Below are 17,115 nucleotides of genomic sequence, written 5' to 3'. Positions count from 1 at the left end.
CTCAATGCTGGTCGCTGCTGAATGCGAAGCGCCGGCGCCGCAGGTCGACGTTCAGGCGCAACTGGTGATGTTTGACCAGGTAGCGCACGCCGACGAAGGCTGCCGCCAGGCCCGACAGGGCACCGATGCCCAGCGCCCAGCGCGGGCCGAAGGTGTCGGCCACCCAGCCCACGATGGGCGCGCCCAGCGGCGTGCCGCCTGCCGAGATCGCCAAAAGGATGGCCATCACGCGGCCCCGCATGGCGGGCGCCGTCGACAGTTGCACGCTGCTGTTGACGCTGGTGGTAAACGTTTGCGCGGCGATGCCGATGACCACCAGCATCATGCCGAACAGCCAGTAATTGGGCATCACGGCGGCCAGCGCGCAGGCCAGCCCGAACAGCGCGGCCGCCCCCAGCAGCAGGGCCAGCGTGGGCTGGCCGCGCCCCGCCGCCAGCAGGGCGCCGGCCACGGAGCCGCATGCCATCACGGAGCTGAGCACGCCATACTGGCCGGCGCCCGCATGGAAAGCCGTCACGGACATGGTCGAGAGGAAAATCGGGAAGTTCAGGCCAAAGGTGCCGATCAGGAACAGCATCAGCAGGATGGCCATCAGGTCGGGCCGCTGGCGCACGTAGCGGAAACCCTCGCCCAGGCTGGCGCGCGTGGCCTTGACGCGCGGCGCATGGCGCAGCAGTTCCACGCGCAGCAGCAACAGCGAACCGATCACGGCGGCAAAACTGACGGCGTTGATGATGAAGACCCAGCCGCTGCCGACGCTGCTGATCAACAAGCCGGCGACGGCCGGGCCCAGCATGCGCGCCGCATTGAACGAGGTGGAGTTGAGCGCCACGGCGTTCGTCAGATCTTCCTCGCCGACGATTTCAGCCACGAAAGTCTGGCGCACGGGCGAATCGAAGGCCGTCACGCAACCCAGCAGGAAAGCAAACACATACACGTGCCACAGTTGTACCAGGCCGCTGATGCACAACATCCCGAGTCCCAGCGCCAGCAAGCCCATGGCCGCCTGCGTGCACAGCAGCAGTTTCCTGCGGTCGAGCAGGTCGGCCGCCATGCCCGTCAGGGGCAGCAACAGCAGCTGCGGGCCGAATTGCAAGGCCATGACGATGCCGACGGCGCTGGCATTGTGCTGCGTCAATTCGCTCAGCACCAGCCAATCCTGCGCCGTGCGCTGCATCCACGTGCCGATATTCGACACGAGGGCGCCGCCGGCCCAGATACGGTAATTGGGAATGCGTAGCGAACGGAATGTGTTGTTCATCTGGGCGTGCGGGCTCCTTGCCGGGGTCGTGGTGAAAAATTCAGCGGATCACTCCGCCAAGCGTTTGAGTAAGGCCACCGCCTTGTCGAGCTCGGTGACTTCGGCCGGCGTAAGCCGGGTTTCGATGGTGCGCGCCAGCCAGTCTTCGCGTGCGGCGCGGCTCGCCGCGATCCAGGCGCGGCAGCTGTCCGTCAGGGTCAATAGCGTCTGCCGGCCATCGAGCGGATCGGGCGACCCCGTCACCATCCGCGCTTGCGTCAAGGCTTGCACGGTGGCGGCCATCGACTGGGGCCGCATGCCTTCGGCGCGCGCCAGGCTGCTGACGGTGGCGGGGCCGTCGCGCTCGAGACGGCTGAGCACGGACGCCTGCGACATGCTGACGTCTCCCAGGTGCGCCTCTTCGCGCAGGCGGCGGCGCAATTTGCCGACCAGGATGCGCAATTCGCCGGCCAGTTGCAGAACTTGTTCGTGGTCTTCTTGCGCGGTGGTCATGGTGGCCGTGTGGTGTATCAACAGACTCCACTATAACAGATATGCAGTTAGACTGCACAGTTTGCCTGCATATATTGCCAGAACAGCCAGATTCCGCGCGCAAAAAAGCCGGGGCGGGAGATGCACTCCCTGCCCCGGCTTGCCGGCCCATCCCGCGATGCCGGTGCGTCAGCTGATGTAATTGAACAGCGACAAGCCCGAGATCGAAGTGAACGATTTTTGCGCCGCCTGCAGGGTCACTTGCTGCTGGCTGAAGGTGGAAATGGCTTTCACCATGTCCAGGTCTTGCAGATCCGACAAGGTGGTGGCGTACTGGATGTCGAGATCGTCGCCGGCGCTGTCGAGGTAATCGAGTTCCTTCATGCGGGAACCGACATCGGCGCGCACGGACAGCACATTGTCATAGGCCGTGTCGAGGATGTTGTGCGCGGCGTTCAAGCCGTTCGTCAGGCGCGCCTGGCCCGCATCGCCGCTGCCAGGCTGGCGCAGCACGCCGATCAGGTTTTTCACGGTGGTAAACAACGATTCCTTGGCGCTCGGCTCCAAGGTAAAGCTGTCCAGGTCGGCCGGCTTGCCCGTGATGTTCACTTGCTGGCCGTCGAAGGTGATGGCGTCGCCCGCCTTGTAGGGGATGGGCACGGCAGGATTGGGCACCGTCTGGCCCAGGGTGGCGTCGGTGACGGTATAGGTGGTGACGGCGTCCGTTCCCGTGCCCGTGACCTTGAAGTCGATCGAATACTTGTGCCCCGTCAATGCCGACGGGTCCGTCACCGTGCCGCCCGAAATCACGCCCGAGCCGCCGCGCGTGAAGTTGGCGGTAGCGGCGGCCGTCGTGAACTTGCCGTTGCCCGTCAGGTTGTTTTCAAACACGGTGGCGCCGGAATCGCTGGTGGCCAGGTAGCGCGCCGAACCCACCTGCAATTCGCGCTGTCCCTGGTCGCCCACATAGCTGGCGCCCGTCGGCGTCTGGCTGAATGGCTGGGTCGTGGATTTGTAGCCGGAAAACAGGTAGCCGCCTGCGCCGTCGGCCGTATTCGCGATGCCCAGCAAGTCGGTCAGCCGGCCTTCCAGCTCCCTCGCCAGGGTATCGCGGTCGACATCCTTCAGGGAAGGGTTACCGGCCTTGAGCACCAGGTCCTTCACGTCGGCGATCAGCGAGGTGGTGCTGGCCAGCGCCAGCTCTTCCTGCGACAGGAAGTTCTTCGCATTCGAACGGTTCGTCACGAACTGGGTGTTGATCGATTGCGACTGCGTCACTTCCAGCGCGCGCGCCGAGGCGATCGGATCGTCGGCCGGCGTCAGGTTGCGGCGGTTCGACGACAGCTGCATCTGCGTACGGTTCAAGGCGCCCTGCAGATTGTTCAGCTGCGAGCTGCCCTGGTCATAAATCATTCGTGTGCTGATGCGCATGATGCTGCCCTTCCAGAAAGCCGCCGCGCGCTATGTCGCGGCAAAAATTGATTAACGTCCCAGGCCGATGACCACGTCGAACAGGGTGCTGGCGATCTGCATGACCTTGCCGCACGCCTGGTAGGACTGCTGGTAACGCAGCAGGTTGGCCGCCTCTTCGTCGAGGTTGACGCCGGAAACGGCCTGCTGCTGGGTGCTGACCTGCTGCAGCAAGGCCAGGCTGGCCAGGCCGCTCACCTGCACTTCGCGCGTCTTGTTGCCCACGAAGCTGACGGTTTGCGCATACGAACCCTGGAACGTGGCATTGCCGCCATCGAGGATATTCTTCGTCTGCAAGCCCGCCAGCAGCGCGGCATTGCGGTTGTCGCCCACGCCGCCCGTATTGGGCTTGATGACGAAGGTATCGCCCTGCGCCGGCGTGCCCGTCATGCTGACATTGATGCCGCCAAAGCTAAAGTTGTCGCCTTCCGTGTAGGGGATGTTCGCCGTGCCGGCCGGATAGGTCGTGGTCGCGCCATTCAAGCCCTTGACCGTCACCGCCTGGCCTGCCGGGAAACCCGTCAGCGAGGTGGTCGCCTTGTCATACGTCAAGGTCAGGGGACCGGTCAGCGCATTGCCCGGCGTCAGGTAGGCCTTGTCGACGGAGCCGGCGCTGAGCTTGCCGGAACCCGTATTGGCCACCGGCGCCGACGTGGCGATCGGCGCGGCGGCCGCGATCTTGTTGCGGTCGGTAATCAGCACGTTCAAGCCGGCCGCGCCATTCGCCGTCGGCTTGATGACGTAGTTGTCGCCTTGGGCGGCCGTGCCCGAGATCGAGAAATCGACGCCGTCGATGGTTTGCGGCCCCGTTTGCGGATACGGATTGATGATGGTGTGCGTGCCGTCGGATTCGCGCGTTACCACATAGTTGCTGCCGTCGTATTTCAGGCTGTAATCGCTGGCCGTCAGCTTGGTCGGGTCGCTGACCTTGGCCGACAGCACCGTGGTGCTGCTGGCGTTGTTGCCGCGGTCGGCACCGATCACGGGGTCGGGTATCTTGAAAAAATCGCCGCCCATGGCGCCATTCAAGTCCTGGCCCAGCTTGTGCTGGTCGTTGAAGGTGCTGGCCAGCGCGATGGCGACCTTGCCCAGCGAGTTCTGGACATTGTCCAGCGTACCGCTGCGAAATTCCAGCAAGCCGCCCAGCGAACCGCCGGTCAGGGAACTGTCCGGCAGCACGGTGACGGTACTGCCCGTGACATAGCCCACCTCGATGCGGTTCGGGTCCGTCCGCGAAGGCGTGGCCGCCAGTTCGAAGCTGCGGTCCGCCACCACCAGGGGCTGGCCGGCGCCGATGGAAATGGTGACGGTATTGTTGGCGGCGGGCTGCACCGTCGCCTTCACATATTTGTTCAATTCCGTGATCAGCTGGTCGCGCTGGTCCAGCAGATCGTTGGGCTGGTTGCTGGCATCGACCGACAACTGGGAAATCGACTTGTTCAGCTCGGCGAGCTGCTTGGCATAGGTATTGATCACCGTCACATTCGACGTGATCTGCGAATTGACGCCGTCACCGATCTCCGTCAGGCGCGCGCTCAGACCCTGAAAGCGCGAAGCGAGCGAGCCGGCGCTCGACAGCAGCGCCTGACGCGACGCGACCGACGAGGGATTCGAGCTGAAATCCTGCACGCCCTTGAAGAAATCCTGCATGGCGGGCGACAGACCGGCCGTGGGATCGGCCAGCAGATTGTCGATCTGGCTGATCTGCGTGTAATACGTGTCGAGCGCACTGGTCGCGCTTTGCGCGGAATTGACCTGAGTGGCCATGAAGCTGTCGTACTGGCGCTTGATCTGCGACACTTCCGTGCCCGTGCCGACAAAGCCATAGCCGGCATAGTTGGACTGCGACGTCTGCTGCAGCACCACCTGACGGCTGTAGCCGGCCACGTTGGCGTTGGTGATGTTATGCCCGGTCGTCGACAGGCCCACCTGCGCTGCAAGCAAACCGCTCTTACCGATGCTGAGTAGATTCGAAGTCATGGTGTCTTATTGGTTACCGTCAAATGTATTTACGGCAGCCGCGGCGAAAACTTGAAGCGCGCGGCTTGCGCAGGGGACAGGCGGGGAATTAGCCGACCAGCGAATTTTTAATAATTTTTGTCAATTTGGCAGCGTAATTCGGGTCCGTCGCGTAGCCGGCCTTTTGCAAGCCCTGGGCAAACGTGCTGGCGTCGCCCGCGCTGGCCAGCACTTTTTCGTAGCGCTTGTTGTTGGTAATCAACTGCGCATAATCCTTGAAGCTGTCCGCGTAGCTGTCGTAGGCGCGGAATTTTTCCACCTTGCGCTGCGCCTTGCCATTTACATATTCCGTGGTGACGGCTTCCGTGACCTTGCCCTTCCAGTCGCTCGACGCCTTGATGCCGAACAGGTTGTGGCTGCTGCTGCCGTCGCGGCTGATGATTTCGCGCTTGCCCCAGCCCGTTTCCAGCGCCGCCTGGCCCAGCATGAACTTGGCCGGGATGCCGGTGGCGCGGCTCGCCTCTTCCGCATGCACGCCCAGCTTTTCCTGGAAGGCGCGCACGTGCGGCGCCTGCGTGGCGTTGGCCTTGTCGCTCAGGGTCTTGCCGGTGGCGGCGGCGCTGCCTGCCCCCTCGGTCAGCGCGCCCTGCTGCTGGCGGAACGCGGCCAGGGCCTGCGCCATGCTCGACGAACGGGGCGACGGCGCTTCGGCGCCGTCGGCGGCCAGCGCCTGGTTCGACGACGACAGCTGGCGGATCAGCACGTCCGCCAGGCCCGTGCCCCGCTTGGCCAGGTTCTGGCTCGTCTGCTGGTCCAGCATCGAGGTGTACATCTTGCTCTGCTGGCTATCCATGATGCCGTCCTGCGGCGTGGCCTCGCGCATGCTTTTCATCATCATGTTGATGAACATGGCTTCGAATTGCGTGGCCGCCTCTTTCAGGGCGGCGGGGTCCTTCGCCTTGGCGGACTGGCGCAAGCCATCCATGCCCTTGACGTCATAGGCGGCGGTATTGCTGAGGTCGGTTTGGCTGATCATGGCGTGTCCATCAAATGATTTCGAGTTCGGCGCGCAGCGAACCTGCCGCCTTCATCGCCTGCAGGATGGCCAGCAAGTCTTGCGGCGAGGCGCCGATGGCATTCAAGGCCTTGACCACGTCGGACAGCGAAGCGCCGCCCTTGACCAGCATCACCTTGCCCGGTTCCTTCTTGATATCGATCTGCGCCGTCTGCGTGACCACCGTGCGTCCGCCCGACAGCGGCGCCGGCTGGCTCACCTGCGGCTCGACATTGATGGTGACGGACAGGTTGCCATGCGAAATGGCGCACGTTTCCAGCGTCACGGACTGGTTCATCACGACGGAACCGGTGCGCGCATTCATGATGACCTTGGCCGCCAGGCGGGCCGGATTGACTTCGATGCTTTCCAGCTGGCCCAGGAAGGACACGCGCTGGTCGCTGCCGCCCGGCGACTGCACCTGGATCACGCGCCCGTCCAGCGCGGCGGCCGTGCCGGCGCCGTAGCGGCTGTTGATGGCGTCGACCACGCGGCTGGCCGTGGCGAAATCGGTGGCGTTCAATTCCAGGCGTATCGTGTTGTTGGCGCCCAGCACCGAAGGCACGGTACGCTCGACCGTGGCGCCGCCCGAAATGCGGCCCACGCTCAGGTGATTGATGACGACGGAGCTGCCGGCCGCCTGCGCGCCCACGCCGCCCACCAGCACGTTGCCCTGTGCCATGCCGTACACCTGGCCGTCGGCGCCCTTCAATGGCGTCATCAATAAAGTGCCGCCGCGCAAACTTTTCGCGTTGCCCATCGACGAGACCGTCACGTCGAGCAGCTGGCCCGGTTGGGCAAACGCGGGCAAGGCCGTCGTCACCATCACGGCGGCCACGTTTTTCAGCTGCAAACTGGTGCCTTGTGGCAAGTTAATGCCCTGCTGCTGCAGCATCGCCGCCACGCTCTGGATGGTGAATGGCGTTTGCGTGGTCTGGTCGCCGCTGCCGTCGAGGCCGACGACGAGGCCATAGCCCATCAGCTGATTCTGGCGCACGCCGGCGATGCTGGCCAGGTCCTTGATGCGCTCGGCCTGCGCCACGGGCGCCAGCAGGGAGATGGCCAGGCCGAAAACAGCGGCAAAGCGGGGGAAAGTAAAAGTGGCCATGATCAGAACGGCAGCAGGCTGAGGAAGAAGCGCGACGCCATCGAGGCCATTTCGGCGCGGTCGATCTGGCTGTTGGTACGGTATTCGACGCGCGCGTCGGCCACCTGGGTCGATGGCACGACGTTGCCCGTGCCGATGGTATCGGGATTGACCATGCCCGAGAAGCGGATGAATTCCGTGCCCTTGTTCATGGCGATCTGTTTCTCGCCGGCCACGATCAGGTTACCGTTCGGCAGCACTTCAATCACCGTCACGCCGATCGTGCCGGAAAAGGTGTTGCTGGCGGACTGGTTGTCGCCGTCCGCAAACTTGGTGGCGCCATTCGCCGAGACGGTGCCGCCCAAACGGCCCTGCAGCATGCCTGGCGTGGAAAAGCCCACGCTGCCCGACTTGTTGCCGGAACTGGCGCCCGCCTTGACGGCGTTCGTGCGCTCGGTGATGGCGATCGTCATGGTGTCGCCCACGTGGCGCGCGCGGCGGTCTTCGAAGGCGGGACGGTAAGTCGACGGCTGGTAGATGGAGCCGTTGCTGACGACCACGGGTTCGGGCATCGGCGCGCGCGTGGTGGTCGGGTACTGCACGATCGAGGTGGGCGTGATGGCGCAGCCGGACAGCAGGACTGCGGACAACAGGGCGATGATGGGGTATTGCATGACGAACCTCCGCTGCCATCCGGCGGCGGATGGCATGACGACTATGAAAATTAAAGTTGCGACAATTTCTGCAGCATTTGATCGGACGTGGTGATGGCCTTGCTGTTGATCTCGTAAGCGCGCTGCGTCTGGATCATGTTGACCATTTCCTCGGCCACGTTGACGTTCGACGTTTCGATATAGCCCTGCATCAGCACGCCGGCGCCGTTGGTGCCCGGGGTGTTGGTCTGCGCCACGCCGGAGGCGCCCGTTTCCATGTACAGGTTTTCGCCCTTCGATTCCAGGCCGGCCGGATTGACGAAGGTGGTCAGCTGCAGCGAGCCGATTTGCGATGGTGCAACAGTGTCGGGCAAGGTGACGGAGACGGTGCCGTCGCGCGCCACGGTCAGGCTCAGCGCATTGGTCGGCACGGTGATGGCGGGCTGGATGACGAAACCTTCGGAAGTGACGAGCTGGCCGTTGGCATCGGTCTGGAAGGAGCCGTCACGCGTGTAGGCGGTGGCGCCGTCCGGCAGCAGTACCTGGAAAAAGCCGGTGCCGTTGACCATCACATCGCGTGAATTGCCCGACGCCTGGGGATTGCCCTGCGTATGGATGCGTTCGGTAGCCACGGTGCGTACGCCCGTGCCGATCTGCAGGCCCGATGGCAGCTGGGTCTGCTGCGACGATTGCGCGCCCGGCTGGCGCACATTTTGATACAGCAAGTCTTCAAACACGGCGCGCGACTTCTTGAAGCCCGTGGTGCTGACGTTGGCCAGGTTATTGGCGATCACGTCCATCTGCGTCTGCTGCGCTTCCAGGCCGGTTTTGGCAATCCAAAGGGAACGAATCATGATTTTTCTCCAATAACAGCGCTAGACTATTTCTATGTGACCATTATGCGGTGGCCCCCATCAATTCAAAGCGAGGATCTGGGTGGCTTTCGCCGCGTTATTCTCGGCATTCTTCAACAAGCTCATTTGCGTTTCGAACTGGCGCGCCAGAGCGATCATGCTGACCATGGAGTCGACAGGGCTGACATTGCTGCCTTCCAAGGCACCGGTGGTCAGCTTGACGGCCTGGTCGGCCTGCGCCACCGTGCCATCCTTCAGACGGAACAGGCCGTCGTCGCCGCGCACCAGTTGCTGCTCGGGCGGGTTGACCAGCTTGATGCGTCCCAACACCGTCGACGGGCCTGGCGGCACGTCCGTGGATATCGTGCCCACCGTACCGTCGCTGGCGATGGCCACCGTCACGCCGGGCGGAATGGCCATGGGGCCCGTATCGCCCTGCACCATCAGGCCCGACTGCGTCTGCAGCATGCCGTTTTCATTGAGCTTCAGGGCGCCGTTGCGCGTGTAGGCTTCGGAACCATCGGCCGACTGCACCGCGATCCAGCCGCCGTTTTCCACGGCCACGTCGAGCGCGCGGCCCGTGTGCTGCATCGGGCCTTGCGTGAAGTCGGAACCGACCGTCGAATCGACGACGAAGGCGCGCGTCGGCATCATGCCGTCGGCCACCACGGGCACGGCGCGGAACGAGTCGAGCTGAGCGCGGAAACCCGTGCTGGTGGCGTTCGCCAGGTTGTTCGCCGTGGTCGCCTGCTTGTCCAGGATGTGCTTGGCGCCGGAGCCGGCGGTGTAGATGAGACGGTCCATTTTTTATTTCTCCTGTTGCCTTCAACCCAAGGCAGAAAGCTGGGGTCAGACCCGGCGGGTCTGACCCCGATACTATTAACGCAGGTTGACGAGTGTTTGCATGACGGAATCCTGCGTCTTGATGGTCTGCGCATTCGCCTGGTAGGCGCGCTGGGCCGTGATCATGTTGACCAGTTCCGCCGTCAGGTCCACGTTCGACACTTCCACGGCCGAGGCGCGCAAGTCGCCCAGGCCGCCCGAGCTCGGCTCGCCCGTCATCGGGCTGCCCGAGGTCGAGCTTTCCGCCCAGGCATTGTTGCCCAGCGGCTCAAGGCCATTCGGATTGGAAAACTTGGTCAGCACCACCTGGCCCAGGTCGCGCGTCTTGCCGTTGTTGTACTGGCCCTGGATCACGCCATCGGAACCCACGACGAAACGATCCAGCTGGCCAGCCGCATAGCCATCGGCCACGGTGCGCTTTTCGCTGGTGGACGAACTGAGCTGGGTCGAATTGGTGAAGTCGACCTTGATCGCCAGATTCGCGTTCGCGCCCGTGGCGGGGAAGACGGGCAGGTTGACCGTCACCGGCAGGGTTTGCGGCGGCGTCAGGGCCAGCATGGCGGCCTTGTCCAGGCTGCCGACGCTGTTGAACACCAGCGACGCCGACTTCACGGCGGGCACTTCCGTCACCGCGGAGATCCTGCTGTCGATCTGGTCCGGCGTGAGGCTGGAATTGACGCCGTTGGGCACGGCGCTGCCATAGGTGGCGCTGATGGCGGCCAGCTGGGCCGGGCTGGCGCCGGCCGCGGCGGCGGCGGTGCGTATGGCGACACCGGCCGCATTGCCATAGGCAACGGCGGCGGCCGTGATATTGGCGGGCACCAGCGGCACGGCCGTGACGGCGGCCTGATAGGCGGCGCGCGCGGCCAGCGAGGCGGCATCGGTTTGCGCAGCGGCGACCACTTTCGCGCTGGTGATTTCCTTGCCGTCAGTGGCCGTGTAGACATCCCAGGTATTGGTACCCGTCTTGACGTAGAAATTGGACATGGTGTGGGAGTTGCCCAGCGAATCGTAGACGGGCACGGGGAATTGCTTGGTCCACGACTTTTGCTCGCCCACGGTGAACGGCACCACGGTCGGCATGGCCGAATTGGAATCGAGGTTGACCTGGGTATCGACCTTGGTGGTCGCCTGCGGCGCCATGTCGGACGGGTCGATCTGCAGCGGCACGGTGGCGCCGGCCAGGATCTTGCCGTTCACATCGGCCGGATAGCCCGTCAGCTGGGCTTTCTGGGCATTGACGATGAAACCGTTCTTGTCGACCTGGAACTGGCCGTTGCGCGAGTACTGGATGGCGCCGTTCACGCTGGTGCGGAAGAAACCGCCGCCGTTGATGGCGATGTCGAGCGGATTGGACGAACTTTCCAGGTTACCCTGGTTGAACAACTGCGCCACCTGCGACACGGACACGCCGATACCGGGCTGGTTGCCGCCCACGCCATACAGCGAGTTGGCATAGATGTCGGCGAACTGCGCCTGCGATTGCTTGAAACCCACGGTGGCCGAGTTGGCGATGTTGTTACCGATGACGTCCAGCGATTTGGCGGCGCCGTTCAAGCCGCTCAGGCCTTGTTGGAAAGACATTGTGTTCTCCTGGTAGAAAATAGGGGTAGAGGGTCTACGCTACAAATGAGCGGCTTACAAAATCTGTTTCACATCGGCCATGGTGATACTGCCCACGCCCGGCACATTCAACTTCACGCCGCCGGCGCCCGTCGACACGCTGGCGACCGAACCGAACATCAGCGCCGCCGCATCGGTCAGCTTGGCGCCGCCCCGCTTGGCTTCCACCGAGAACGTATAGGCGCCGTCAGGCAGCACGATGTTCTTGCCGTCCTTGTCGAGCTCGGCCGTGGAGCCGTTCCAGCCCAGCGGCAAGGTACCCGCGTCCTGCGGGCCCAGGTCGATGGAATGGACTTCCTTGCCCGTACTGTTGTAGATGGTGACCTTGACGCTGTCGGCCGGCGTCGCCAGGTCCACGCCCAGCAGGGCCGCGCTCTTGCTCAGGTTAATGCTCTTGCCTGCAGTCAAGACGCCGTGGCCGATGATATTGGCCGCCTGCATGGATTCGGCTTGCTGGTAGCTGGTCTTGAGCGTTTCCAGCGTGGTATTGAGCTTGTTGACGCCCGTCACCGTGGACAGCTGGGCCAACTGGCTGGTCAGCTGCGCATTGTCCAGCGGGTTCATCGGATCCTGGTTTTGCAGCTGGGTCACCAGCAGGGTCAGGAATTTGTTCGTTTCTTCCTCGACGCTGCCCTTCGCGGCCGTCGTCTTCTTCGGATTCATCGTCGCCATCAGGTCGGTGGTGACGGTTTTGCTCGTATCGATGGTTGCCATAATGGTCAGTCAGCCTTATTGGCCGATGGTGAGGGTTTTCAGGAGCAGCGACTTGGCCGCGTTCATGGTTTCCACGTTGGTCTGGTACGAGCGCGAGGCCGACAGCATGTTGACCATCTCGTCGACCGTATTCACGTTGGGCATGGTGACGTAGCCCTTCTCGTCGGCCAGCGGATTCTTCGGGTCGTAGACCAGCTTCATCGGCGAAGGATCTTCGATCACCTTCTGCACCTTGACGGCCGTGGCGCCATTGGCCATGGGCACGGCTTCGAACACCACCTGCTTGGCGCGGTAGGCTTCGCCCGTGGCGCTGGTGGCGCTGTCGGCATTGGCCAGGTTGCTGGCCACCGTGTTCAGGCGCTGCGCCTGGGCGCTCATGGCCGAACCGGAAACATTGAAAATATTAAATAGCGACATGATTATTGTCCTCCCTGGATGGCCGTCAGCATGCCCTTGATCTGCGAGTTGAGGAACGTTACGGCCGCCTCGTAGCGGATGGCGTTATCGGCAAAGGCATTGCGCTCGAGGTCCATGTCGACCGTGTTGCCATCGACGGCGCCCTGGGCCGGCGCGCGGTACAGCAGCGGCGTGCCGTCGGCCAGGGTCTCGACCTTGCCGCCCGTGCTGCCACCCACGGCGGCGGCGACGCCCTTGCCCGGCATATGCTGCGGCGCCGTGCCCTTCAGGGCCGGCTGCACGCCATCCTTGCGTGCCATCGCTCCCTTCAGCGCGCTGGCGAAATCGACGTCGCGCGCCTTGTAGTTGGGCGTGTCGGCATTGGCGATATTCGAGGCGAGCAATTCCTGGCGCGTCGAGCGCATGCTCAGCGCCGTCTCGTTGAAGCGCATGTAATCGTCGAGTTTCCCTATCATGTCAGGCTCCGGAAAGATCTGCCACTGGCGCCTGAGATGGCGGAAGGATGGCGGTATAGTGATGACAGGAAACATAGTACGGCGCCCGCCGGCAAGACCATCGCCGGATCAGACCGTACTTTTACCCCTTAATCGTCGCTTCAAACGGGGCGGCGCGCACTATCATGGCACTATTCCAGAGGCCTATACCATGAAAACACCGCTTGCTTTCTTCTTCGCTCTTGCCGCCCTGCCACTGCTGGCGCAGGCGCAAAACGCCGGCCGGCAGACGCCGGAAGCGCTGCGCAACAGCGTGGAACAATTCCTGCAAGTGCAAAGCAACGGCTTGCCGGGCAAGGTGACGGTCACCGTCGGCGCCGTCGATCCGCGCCTGAACCTGGCCGCCTGCCCCGCGCCGCAAGCCTTCATGGCGCCAGGCGCGCGCGCCTGGGGCAAGACGACCGTGGGCGTGCGCTGCACGGCCCCCTCCAACTGGACCATCTATCTGCAGGCGAACGTGGCCGTCGTGGGCGACTATGTGGCCAGCGCCGTGCCGCTGGCGCAAGGGCAAGCCATCGATGCCAGCCAGCTGGTGACGATGCAGGGCGACCTGGCAGCATTGCCGGCAGGCATCGCCACAGACATGGCCCAGGTCGTGGGCGCCAGCACGAATATTTCCTTGCCGCCAGGCACGCCGATGCGCCTCGACACCCTGCGCCGCAAGCCGGTGGTGATGCAGGGCCAGCTGGTGCGCGTCGTTTCCAGCGGCAACGGTTTCCAAGTGGCATCAGAAGGACGCGCCATCGGCAGCGCCGGCGACGGTCAGACGGTACAGGTACGCACGCAGAGCGGCCAGCAGATCAGCGGCGTGGCGCGGGCTGGCGGCATGGTGGAGGTCGCCTTTTAAACTCGGATGGACAGCGATATTGTGGTCTGGCGCACTAAAGTTTCGGAAGAAGGTGCCGATAAAGACACATATCCCGGAGTTTTTTGACTTCGACCAGACGAGGATCACGCTGTGAAAATTACCGATAACACCATTAAAAGCAATCCCGGCCTGCCGGTGGCGCCCGCGAATACCTCGGGCGCCCGGAATGCCGAGAAAGCCCAGGCAACACCGACAACGTCGGACAATGTACGCCTGTCGCCGCAAGGACAGGCATTAGCGGCCAGTGCAACTGCCGGCAGCGGCGCCGTGTTCGACACGAAGAAAGTCGAACGCATCAAGCTGGCGATCGCCGACGGCCAGTTCCAGGTCAACTCTGAAAAAGTGGCGGACGGTCTCCTCGACACGGTCAAGGACTTGCTGCACTCACGAAATAGATAGGTTACCTCATGCAATCAGTGACTCCGTTTTCCAGCCTGCGCGACGAGCAACAGCTCATGACCACATTGCTGGCATTGATGAAAGAAGAACAGCGGCATCTGGTTGCGGCTGACATCGATGCAATCACGGAGCTCACGGCCCGCAAGACGGCGCTCGTCGGACAATTGAGCCAGCTGGCGGCGCAACGCCACCAGGCGCTGGCGGCGGCCGGCTTCACGGCCGCCGAAGCGGGCATGGAAGACTGGCTGGTCAGCACCAGCGACGCCGAGGCGGCGCCCCTGTGGAAAGCCCTGCTCGAGACGACGCGCGAAGCGAAGGAACAGAACCGGCTGAACAGCCTGCTGGTCAACAAACACATGCTGCACACGCAAGGCGCCCTGAACGCCATGCGCCCCACTGCCCAAAGCGGCAATTTCTACGGCCCCAGCGGCCAACCGATGGCAAACACGGCCAGCCGGCGCGTCGTCATCGGCTAAGCGCCTCCCGTCTTCCCCCAGCGCAGGCAACAGCAGCGACAGGCACAGCAATAAGCCATTGCTGCACGCCTGACGCCGTCCCGAACAGCGGCCCCATATCACGACCATCCTGCACATCACCGCCGCGCCGCCCCTCCAGGGAGGCTGCGGCGGAGCCGGCATGCCCGCACTCCCGCCACAACGCCGCACGCAGAAACAACAGCGCCCCCCTTCACGCCCACACATTTGAGCACGCTCAAACTTGAGGGGAATGATGACTATATGCTAATCCCTAGCATACGCCGCACCAATACATGGTGGGACTTTCCTCGCCGACACGAACATCATTCCCGCAGGCATAGCTAATCCATTGCACGCGTCCGGCTTGCGCTTTTGCGCTGCGCCATGACGCACACCACTTCAACTGCAAGTACACAGGAGCATGATATGAACTCTCTCTCAGTAACCAAGGCTGGCGCGGCGCTGCTGCTCGGCTGCACCCTGCTGGCGCCAGCCGCGCAGGCCGAGACGCAAGCCGTGTTCTACAACCATCTCGTATCGACGGCCGTGGTGGCCACGCCACTGCTGGCGCAAGACACCTTGTTCGTCGACACCTTCACGACAGAGCGCGGCTCGCTGCTGCAAACGACCACGTTTACGGTCGGCAACGGCGTGCAATCGTTCACGGGCAACGCCGCCTGGCTGGTCACGGGTGCCAGTGAATTCGGTCCCCGCCTGACCGGGGTCAACATCGACTTGTTCGACTCCAGCAACAACCTGGTGCAATCGGATACGTTCACGGGCGTACTGGGCAGCTTCGCCCATTCCACCTTCAACGGCCTGCTGGGACCTGGCACCTATACCCTGGTAGCAAGCGGCCTCGGCGTGCGTGATTCCGTGCTGGACATTTCCATCACCACGGCCGTGCCTGAACCGGAAACCTACGGCATGCTGCTGGCGGGACTGGGGCTGATCGGGTATAGCGTACGGCGCCGCAAGACGGCTGCCTGACCCGCACCCGGCGCCTGCAAGCACTGCCGTAGCTGGCAGACCTGGCGCCGGTGCGGCGACGCCATGCACGGACTGGCCTATGCACGGACTGGCTTATGCACGGGCCAGCCTGTGCAGGGGCTGGTCTACGCACTCAACCGTGCGTGGGCCGGCCCGTATGCTGACGGAATTTCGCGGCGATGCCATTCGCCTTGATCAGGGCGGCGGCCTGCTGCTCGGGTGTCAACTCGTTTTGCAGCCAGTGCCAGTAGCTGTCCTGGTAGGGATTGGTGGTGCCGGGCGTGAGGATGTCGTCGTAGACCATGCGCAGGGCCAGCAGGTAGCCATACGCTTGCGGCGCGTCTTTCTGCACCACGTCGCCATCGCGCAGGTAGGCCATCATCAGGGTCGACACGCTGGTCAGTTCCGCCTCATCCGCCTGCGCCGTCAGCTGGGCGATGGCTTGCCGCTTCCATGCCTGCACCAGCGGATCATCGGGACGGTTGCGCAGCGCGCTGCGGTCGCCGAACGGACCTTCCGACAGGAACAGGGTAGCCGCGCCCGGTACGCCGCCTTGCGCGGCAGTGGCCAGGTAGCCGAGGCGGTCCTCGCGCTGGCGCTGCGTCAGACCCGCGCACAGCTGCTGCTGGGCGGTTTTTTCTTCCACCGTCATCTCGCGCCCCAACTCGAATTCCATCCCCGGCAAGCGGTTTTCGCGCTGGAAGACGATGCAGTCGTCGATCAGGTTGTAGGCCGCATACGCGTCCTCCGGCTTGCCGCTGGCGCCCAGGCGTTCGAGCCGCTGTGCCAGGGACACGACAACGGGCGCGGCATCGGCGACCGGGGTGGCGTCGATATTCAAATACGACGCCAGGCTGCGTCCCGCCGGCGCGCTGGCGGCAGCGGTGGCGCCAGTGTCCGGCGCGTCGCCATCGGGTGCGGGCCAGTACACGAGCGCCAGCACTGCCGCGATGGCAGCGACGATGGCGATACCGGTCAGTTTGCTGTTCATATGAGGTGGCGCATAAAAGGAAATGCACGTTACCACAGGCGCACGGCAGCGGGCCGCACGCCTCCGCACGCTCAGCCGCCGGCCTTTTTCGGCTGGTGGCCCAGCTTGGCCAGCGCCGCCATCACCGTTTCGACATGGTCGCCCTGCACTTCGATCACGCCATCCTTGACCGTGCCGCCCGAGCCGCATTGCGTGCGCAGCTGCTTGCCCAGCAGGGCCAGCGCGATGGCGTCCAGCGCCAAGCCCTTGACCACGGTCACGCTCTTGCCGCCGCGGCCCTTGGTCTGGCGCGACACGCGCACCACGCCATCGCCCGCCGGCGCCGTCTTGGCTTGCGCCTTGCACGCGCATTGCGCCAGCGGCTGGCGGCAGGCGGGACACATGCGGCCCGTTTCAGTGGAATAGACGAGACCGCCCAGGGAGCTGCTTTTCATGATGGAGAGATAATAGGTAGAAATAAAGGAAAGATGGCCGCGCTTGTAGCAAGCGGC

The 17,115-nt window shown here is 63.8% G+C and carries 19 protein-coding genes; 4 read left to right on the top strand and 15 right to left on the bottom strand.

Features of this window, described 5'->3' with window-relative positions:
* Nucleotide 1: 1 nt before the first annotated feature.
* The 13 genes from IGS60_RS04500 to flgB all read right to left on the bottom strand — a co-directional run bounded on the left by IGS60_RS04500 (nt 2) and on the right by flgB (nt 12,861).
* Nucleotides 2–1,261: an MFS transporter gene (locus IGS60_RS04500; RefSeq protein ID WP_230502618.1), complete on the bottom strand. Its 1,260-nt coding sequence runs from the start codon at nt 1,259–1,261 to the stop codon at nt 2–4.
* Nucleotides 1,262–1,309: 48 nt separating this feature from the next.
* Nucleotides 1,310–1,753 carry a MarR family winged helix-turn-helix transcriptional regulator gene (locus IGS60_RS04495; protein ID WP_070220143.1) on the bottom strand — a complete coding sequence of 148 codons (444 nt, stop codon included), beginning with the start codon at nt 1,751–1,753 and terminating at the stop codon, nt 1,310–1,312.
* Nucleotides 1,754–1,921: 168 nt separating this feature from the next.
* Nucleotides 1,922–3,163 carry a flagellar hook-associated protein FlgL gene (gene flgL / locus IGS60_RS04490; protein WP_070220145.1) on the bottom strand — a complete coding sequence of 414 codons (1,242 nt, stop codon included), beginning with the start codon at nt 3,161–3,163 and terminating at the stop codon, nt 1,922–1,924.
* A gap of 51 nt (nt 3,164–3,214) precedes the next feature.
* Nucleotides 3,215–5,182: a flagellar hook-associated protein FlgK gene (flgK, locus tag IGS60_RS04485; RefSeq protein ID WP_070220147.1), complete on the bottom strand. Its 1,968-nt coding sequence runs from the start codon at nt 5,180–5,182 to the stop codon at nt 3,215–3,217.
* 88 nt (nt 5,183–5,270) lie between these two features.
* Nucleotides 5,271–6,197, bottom strand: a complete 927-nt coding sequence (gene flgJ, locus IGS60_RS04480; protein WP_099408912.1) for a flagellar assembly peptidoglycan hydrolase FlgJ — start codon at nt 6,195–6,197, stop codon at nt 5,271–5,273.
* Between the two features lie 10 nt (nt 6,198–6,207).
* Complete coding sequence (locus IGS60_RS04475; RefSeq protein ID WP_070220151.1) at nt 6,208–7,323, bottom strand: flagellar basal body P-ring protein FlgI; 1,116 nt, start codon at nt 7,321–7,323, stop codon at nt 6,208–6,210.
* Nucleotides 7,324–7,325: 2 nt separating this feature from the next.
* Entirely contained in the window at nt 7,326–7,976 is a 651-nt protein-coding gene (locus tag IGS60_RS04470; protein WP_070220153.1) for a flagellar basal body L-ring protein FlgH, read from the bottom strand.
* A 50-nt stretch (nt 7,977–8,026) separates the two neighbouring features.
* Nucleotides 8,027–8,809 carry a flagellar basal-body rod protein FlgG gene (gene flgG / locus IGS60_RS04465; RefSeq protein WP_070220155.1) on the bottom strand — a complete coding sequence of 261 codons (783 nt, stop codon included), beginning with the start codon at nt 8,807–8,809 and terminating at the stop codon, nt 8,027–8,029.
* 60 nt (nt 8,810–8,869) lie between these two features.
* Entirely contained in the window at nt 8,870–9,613 is a 744-nt protein-coding gene (locus IGS60_RS04460; RefSeq protein WP_034787153.1) for a flagellar basal body rod protein FlgF, read from the bottom strand.
* A 75-nt stretch (nt 9,614–9,688) separates the two neighbouring features.
* A complete protein-coding gene (locus IGS60_RS04455; RefSeq protein WP_070220157.1) occupies nt 9,689–11,236 on the bottom strand; it encodes a flagellar hook protein FlgE in 1,548 nt (515 codons plus the stop codon).
* Nucleotides 11,237–11,290: 54 nt separating this feature from the next.
* Nucleotides 11,291–11,989 (bottom strand): flagellar hook assembly protein FlgD, encoded by a 699-nt coding sequence (locus IGS60_RS04450; protein ID WP_070220159.1) that lies wholly within the window; start codon nt 11,987–11,989, stop codon nt 11,291–11,293.
* A gap of 15 nt (nt 11,990–12,004) precedes the next feature.
* The gene (gene flgC, locus IGS60_RS04445) at nt 12,005–12,406 is read right to left on the bottom strand and encodes a flagellar basal body rod protein FlgC (RefSeq protein ID WP_034754081.1); all 402 of its coding nucleotides are present in this window, start codon (nt 12,404–12,406) and stop codon (nt 12,005–12,007) included.
* Nucleotides 12,407–12,408: 2 nt separating this feature from the next.
* Nucleotides 12,409–12,861 (bottom strand): flagellar basal body rod protein FlgB, encoded by a 453-nt coding sequence (gene flgB, locus IGS60_RS04440; RefSeq protein WP_230502616.1) that lies wholly within the window; start codon nt 12,859–12,861, stop codon nt 12,409–12,411.
* Nucleotides 12,862–13,051: 190 nt separating this feature from the next.
* Between flgB and flgA the strand changes: the two genes are divergently transcribed.
* The 4 genes from flgA (at nt 13,052) to IGS60_RS04420 (ending at nt 15,633) form a co-directional block, all read left to right on the top strand.
* On the top strand, nt 13,052–13,747 hold the full coding sequence (gene flgA / locus IGS60_RS04435; protein ID WP_070220163.1) for a flagellar basal body P-ring formation chaperone FlgA: 696 nt from the start codon (nt 13,052–13,054) through the stop codon (nt 13,745–13,747).
* A gap of 111 nt (nt 13,748–13,858) precedes the next feature.
* Complete coding sequence (gene flgM / locus IGS60_RS04430) at nt 13,859–14,167, top strand: flagellar biosynthesis anti-sigma factor FlgM (RefSeq protein WP_034754089.1); 309 nt, start codon at nt 13,859–13,861, stop codon at nt 14,165–14,167.
* A gap of 8 nt (nt 14,168–14,175) precedes the next feature.
* Nucleotides 14,176–14,643 (top strand): flagella synthesis protein FlgN, encoded by a 468-nt coding sequence (locus IGS60_RS04425; protein WP_070220165.1) that lies wholly within the window; start codon nt 14,176–14,178, stop codon nt 14,641–14,643.
* Between the two features lie 426 nt (nt 14,644–15,069).
* Nucleotides 15,070–15,633, top strand: coding sequence for an FxDxF family PEP-CTERM protein (locus IGS60_RS04420; protein ID WP_230502614.1), 564 nt, complete (start codon nt 15,070–15,072; stop codon nt 15,631–15,633).
* A gap of 133 nt (nt 15,634–15,766) precedes the next feature.
* On the opposite strand, the gene IGS60_RS04415 is transcribed toward IGS60_RS04420, so the two are convergent.
* Together IGS60_RS04415 and IGS60_RS04410 are read right to left on the bottom strand one after the other, a co-directional pair.
* Nucleotides 15,767–16,624, bottom strand: a complete 858-nt coding sequence (locus IGS60_RS04415; RefSeq protein WP_230502612.1) for a hypothetical protein — start codon at nt 16,622–16,624, stop codon at nt 15,767–15,769.
* Nucleotides 16,625–16,695: 71 nt separating this feature from the next.
* The gene (locus IGS60_RS04410; protein ID WP_099408905.1) at nt 16,696–17,058 is read right to left on the bottom strand and encodes a translation initiation factor Sui1; all 363 of its coding nucleotides are present in this window, start codon (nt 17,056–17,058) and stop codon (nt 16,696–16,698) included.
* Between the last annotated feature and the right edge of the window lie 57 nt (nt 17,059–17,115).

The sequence above is a fragment of the Janthinobacterium sp. FW305-128 genome (genome assembly GCF_020858135.1).
Classification (GTDB): Bacteria; Pseudomonadota; Gammaproteobacteria; order Burkholderiales; family Burkholderiaceae_D; genus Janthinobacterium.
This window is presented reverse-complemented; position numbering and strand designations above follow the sequence as displayed.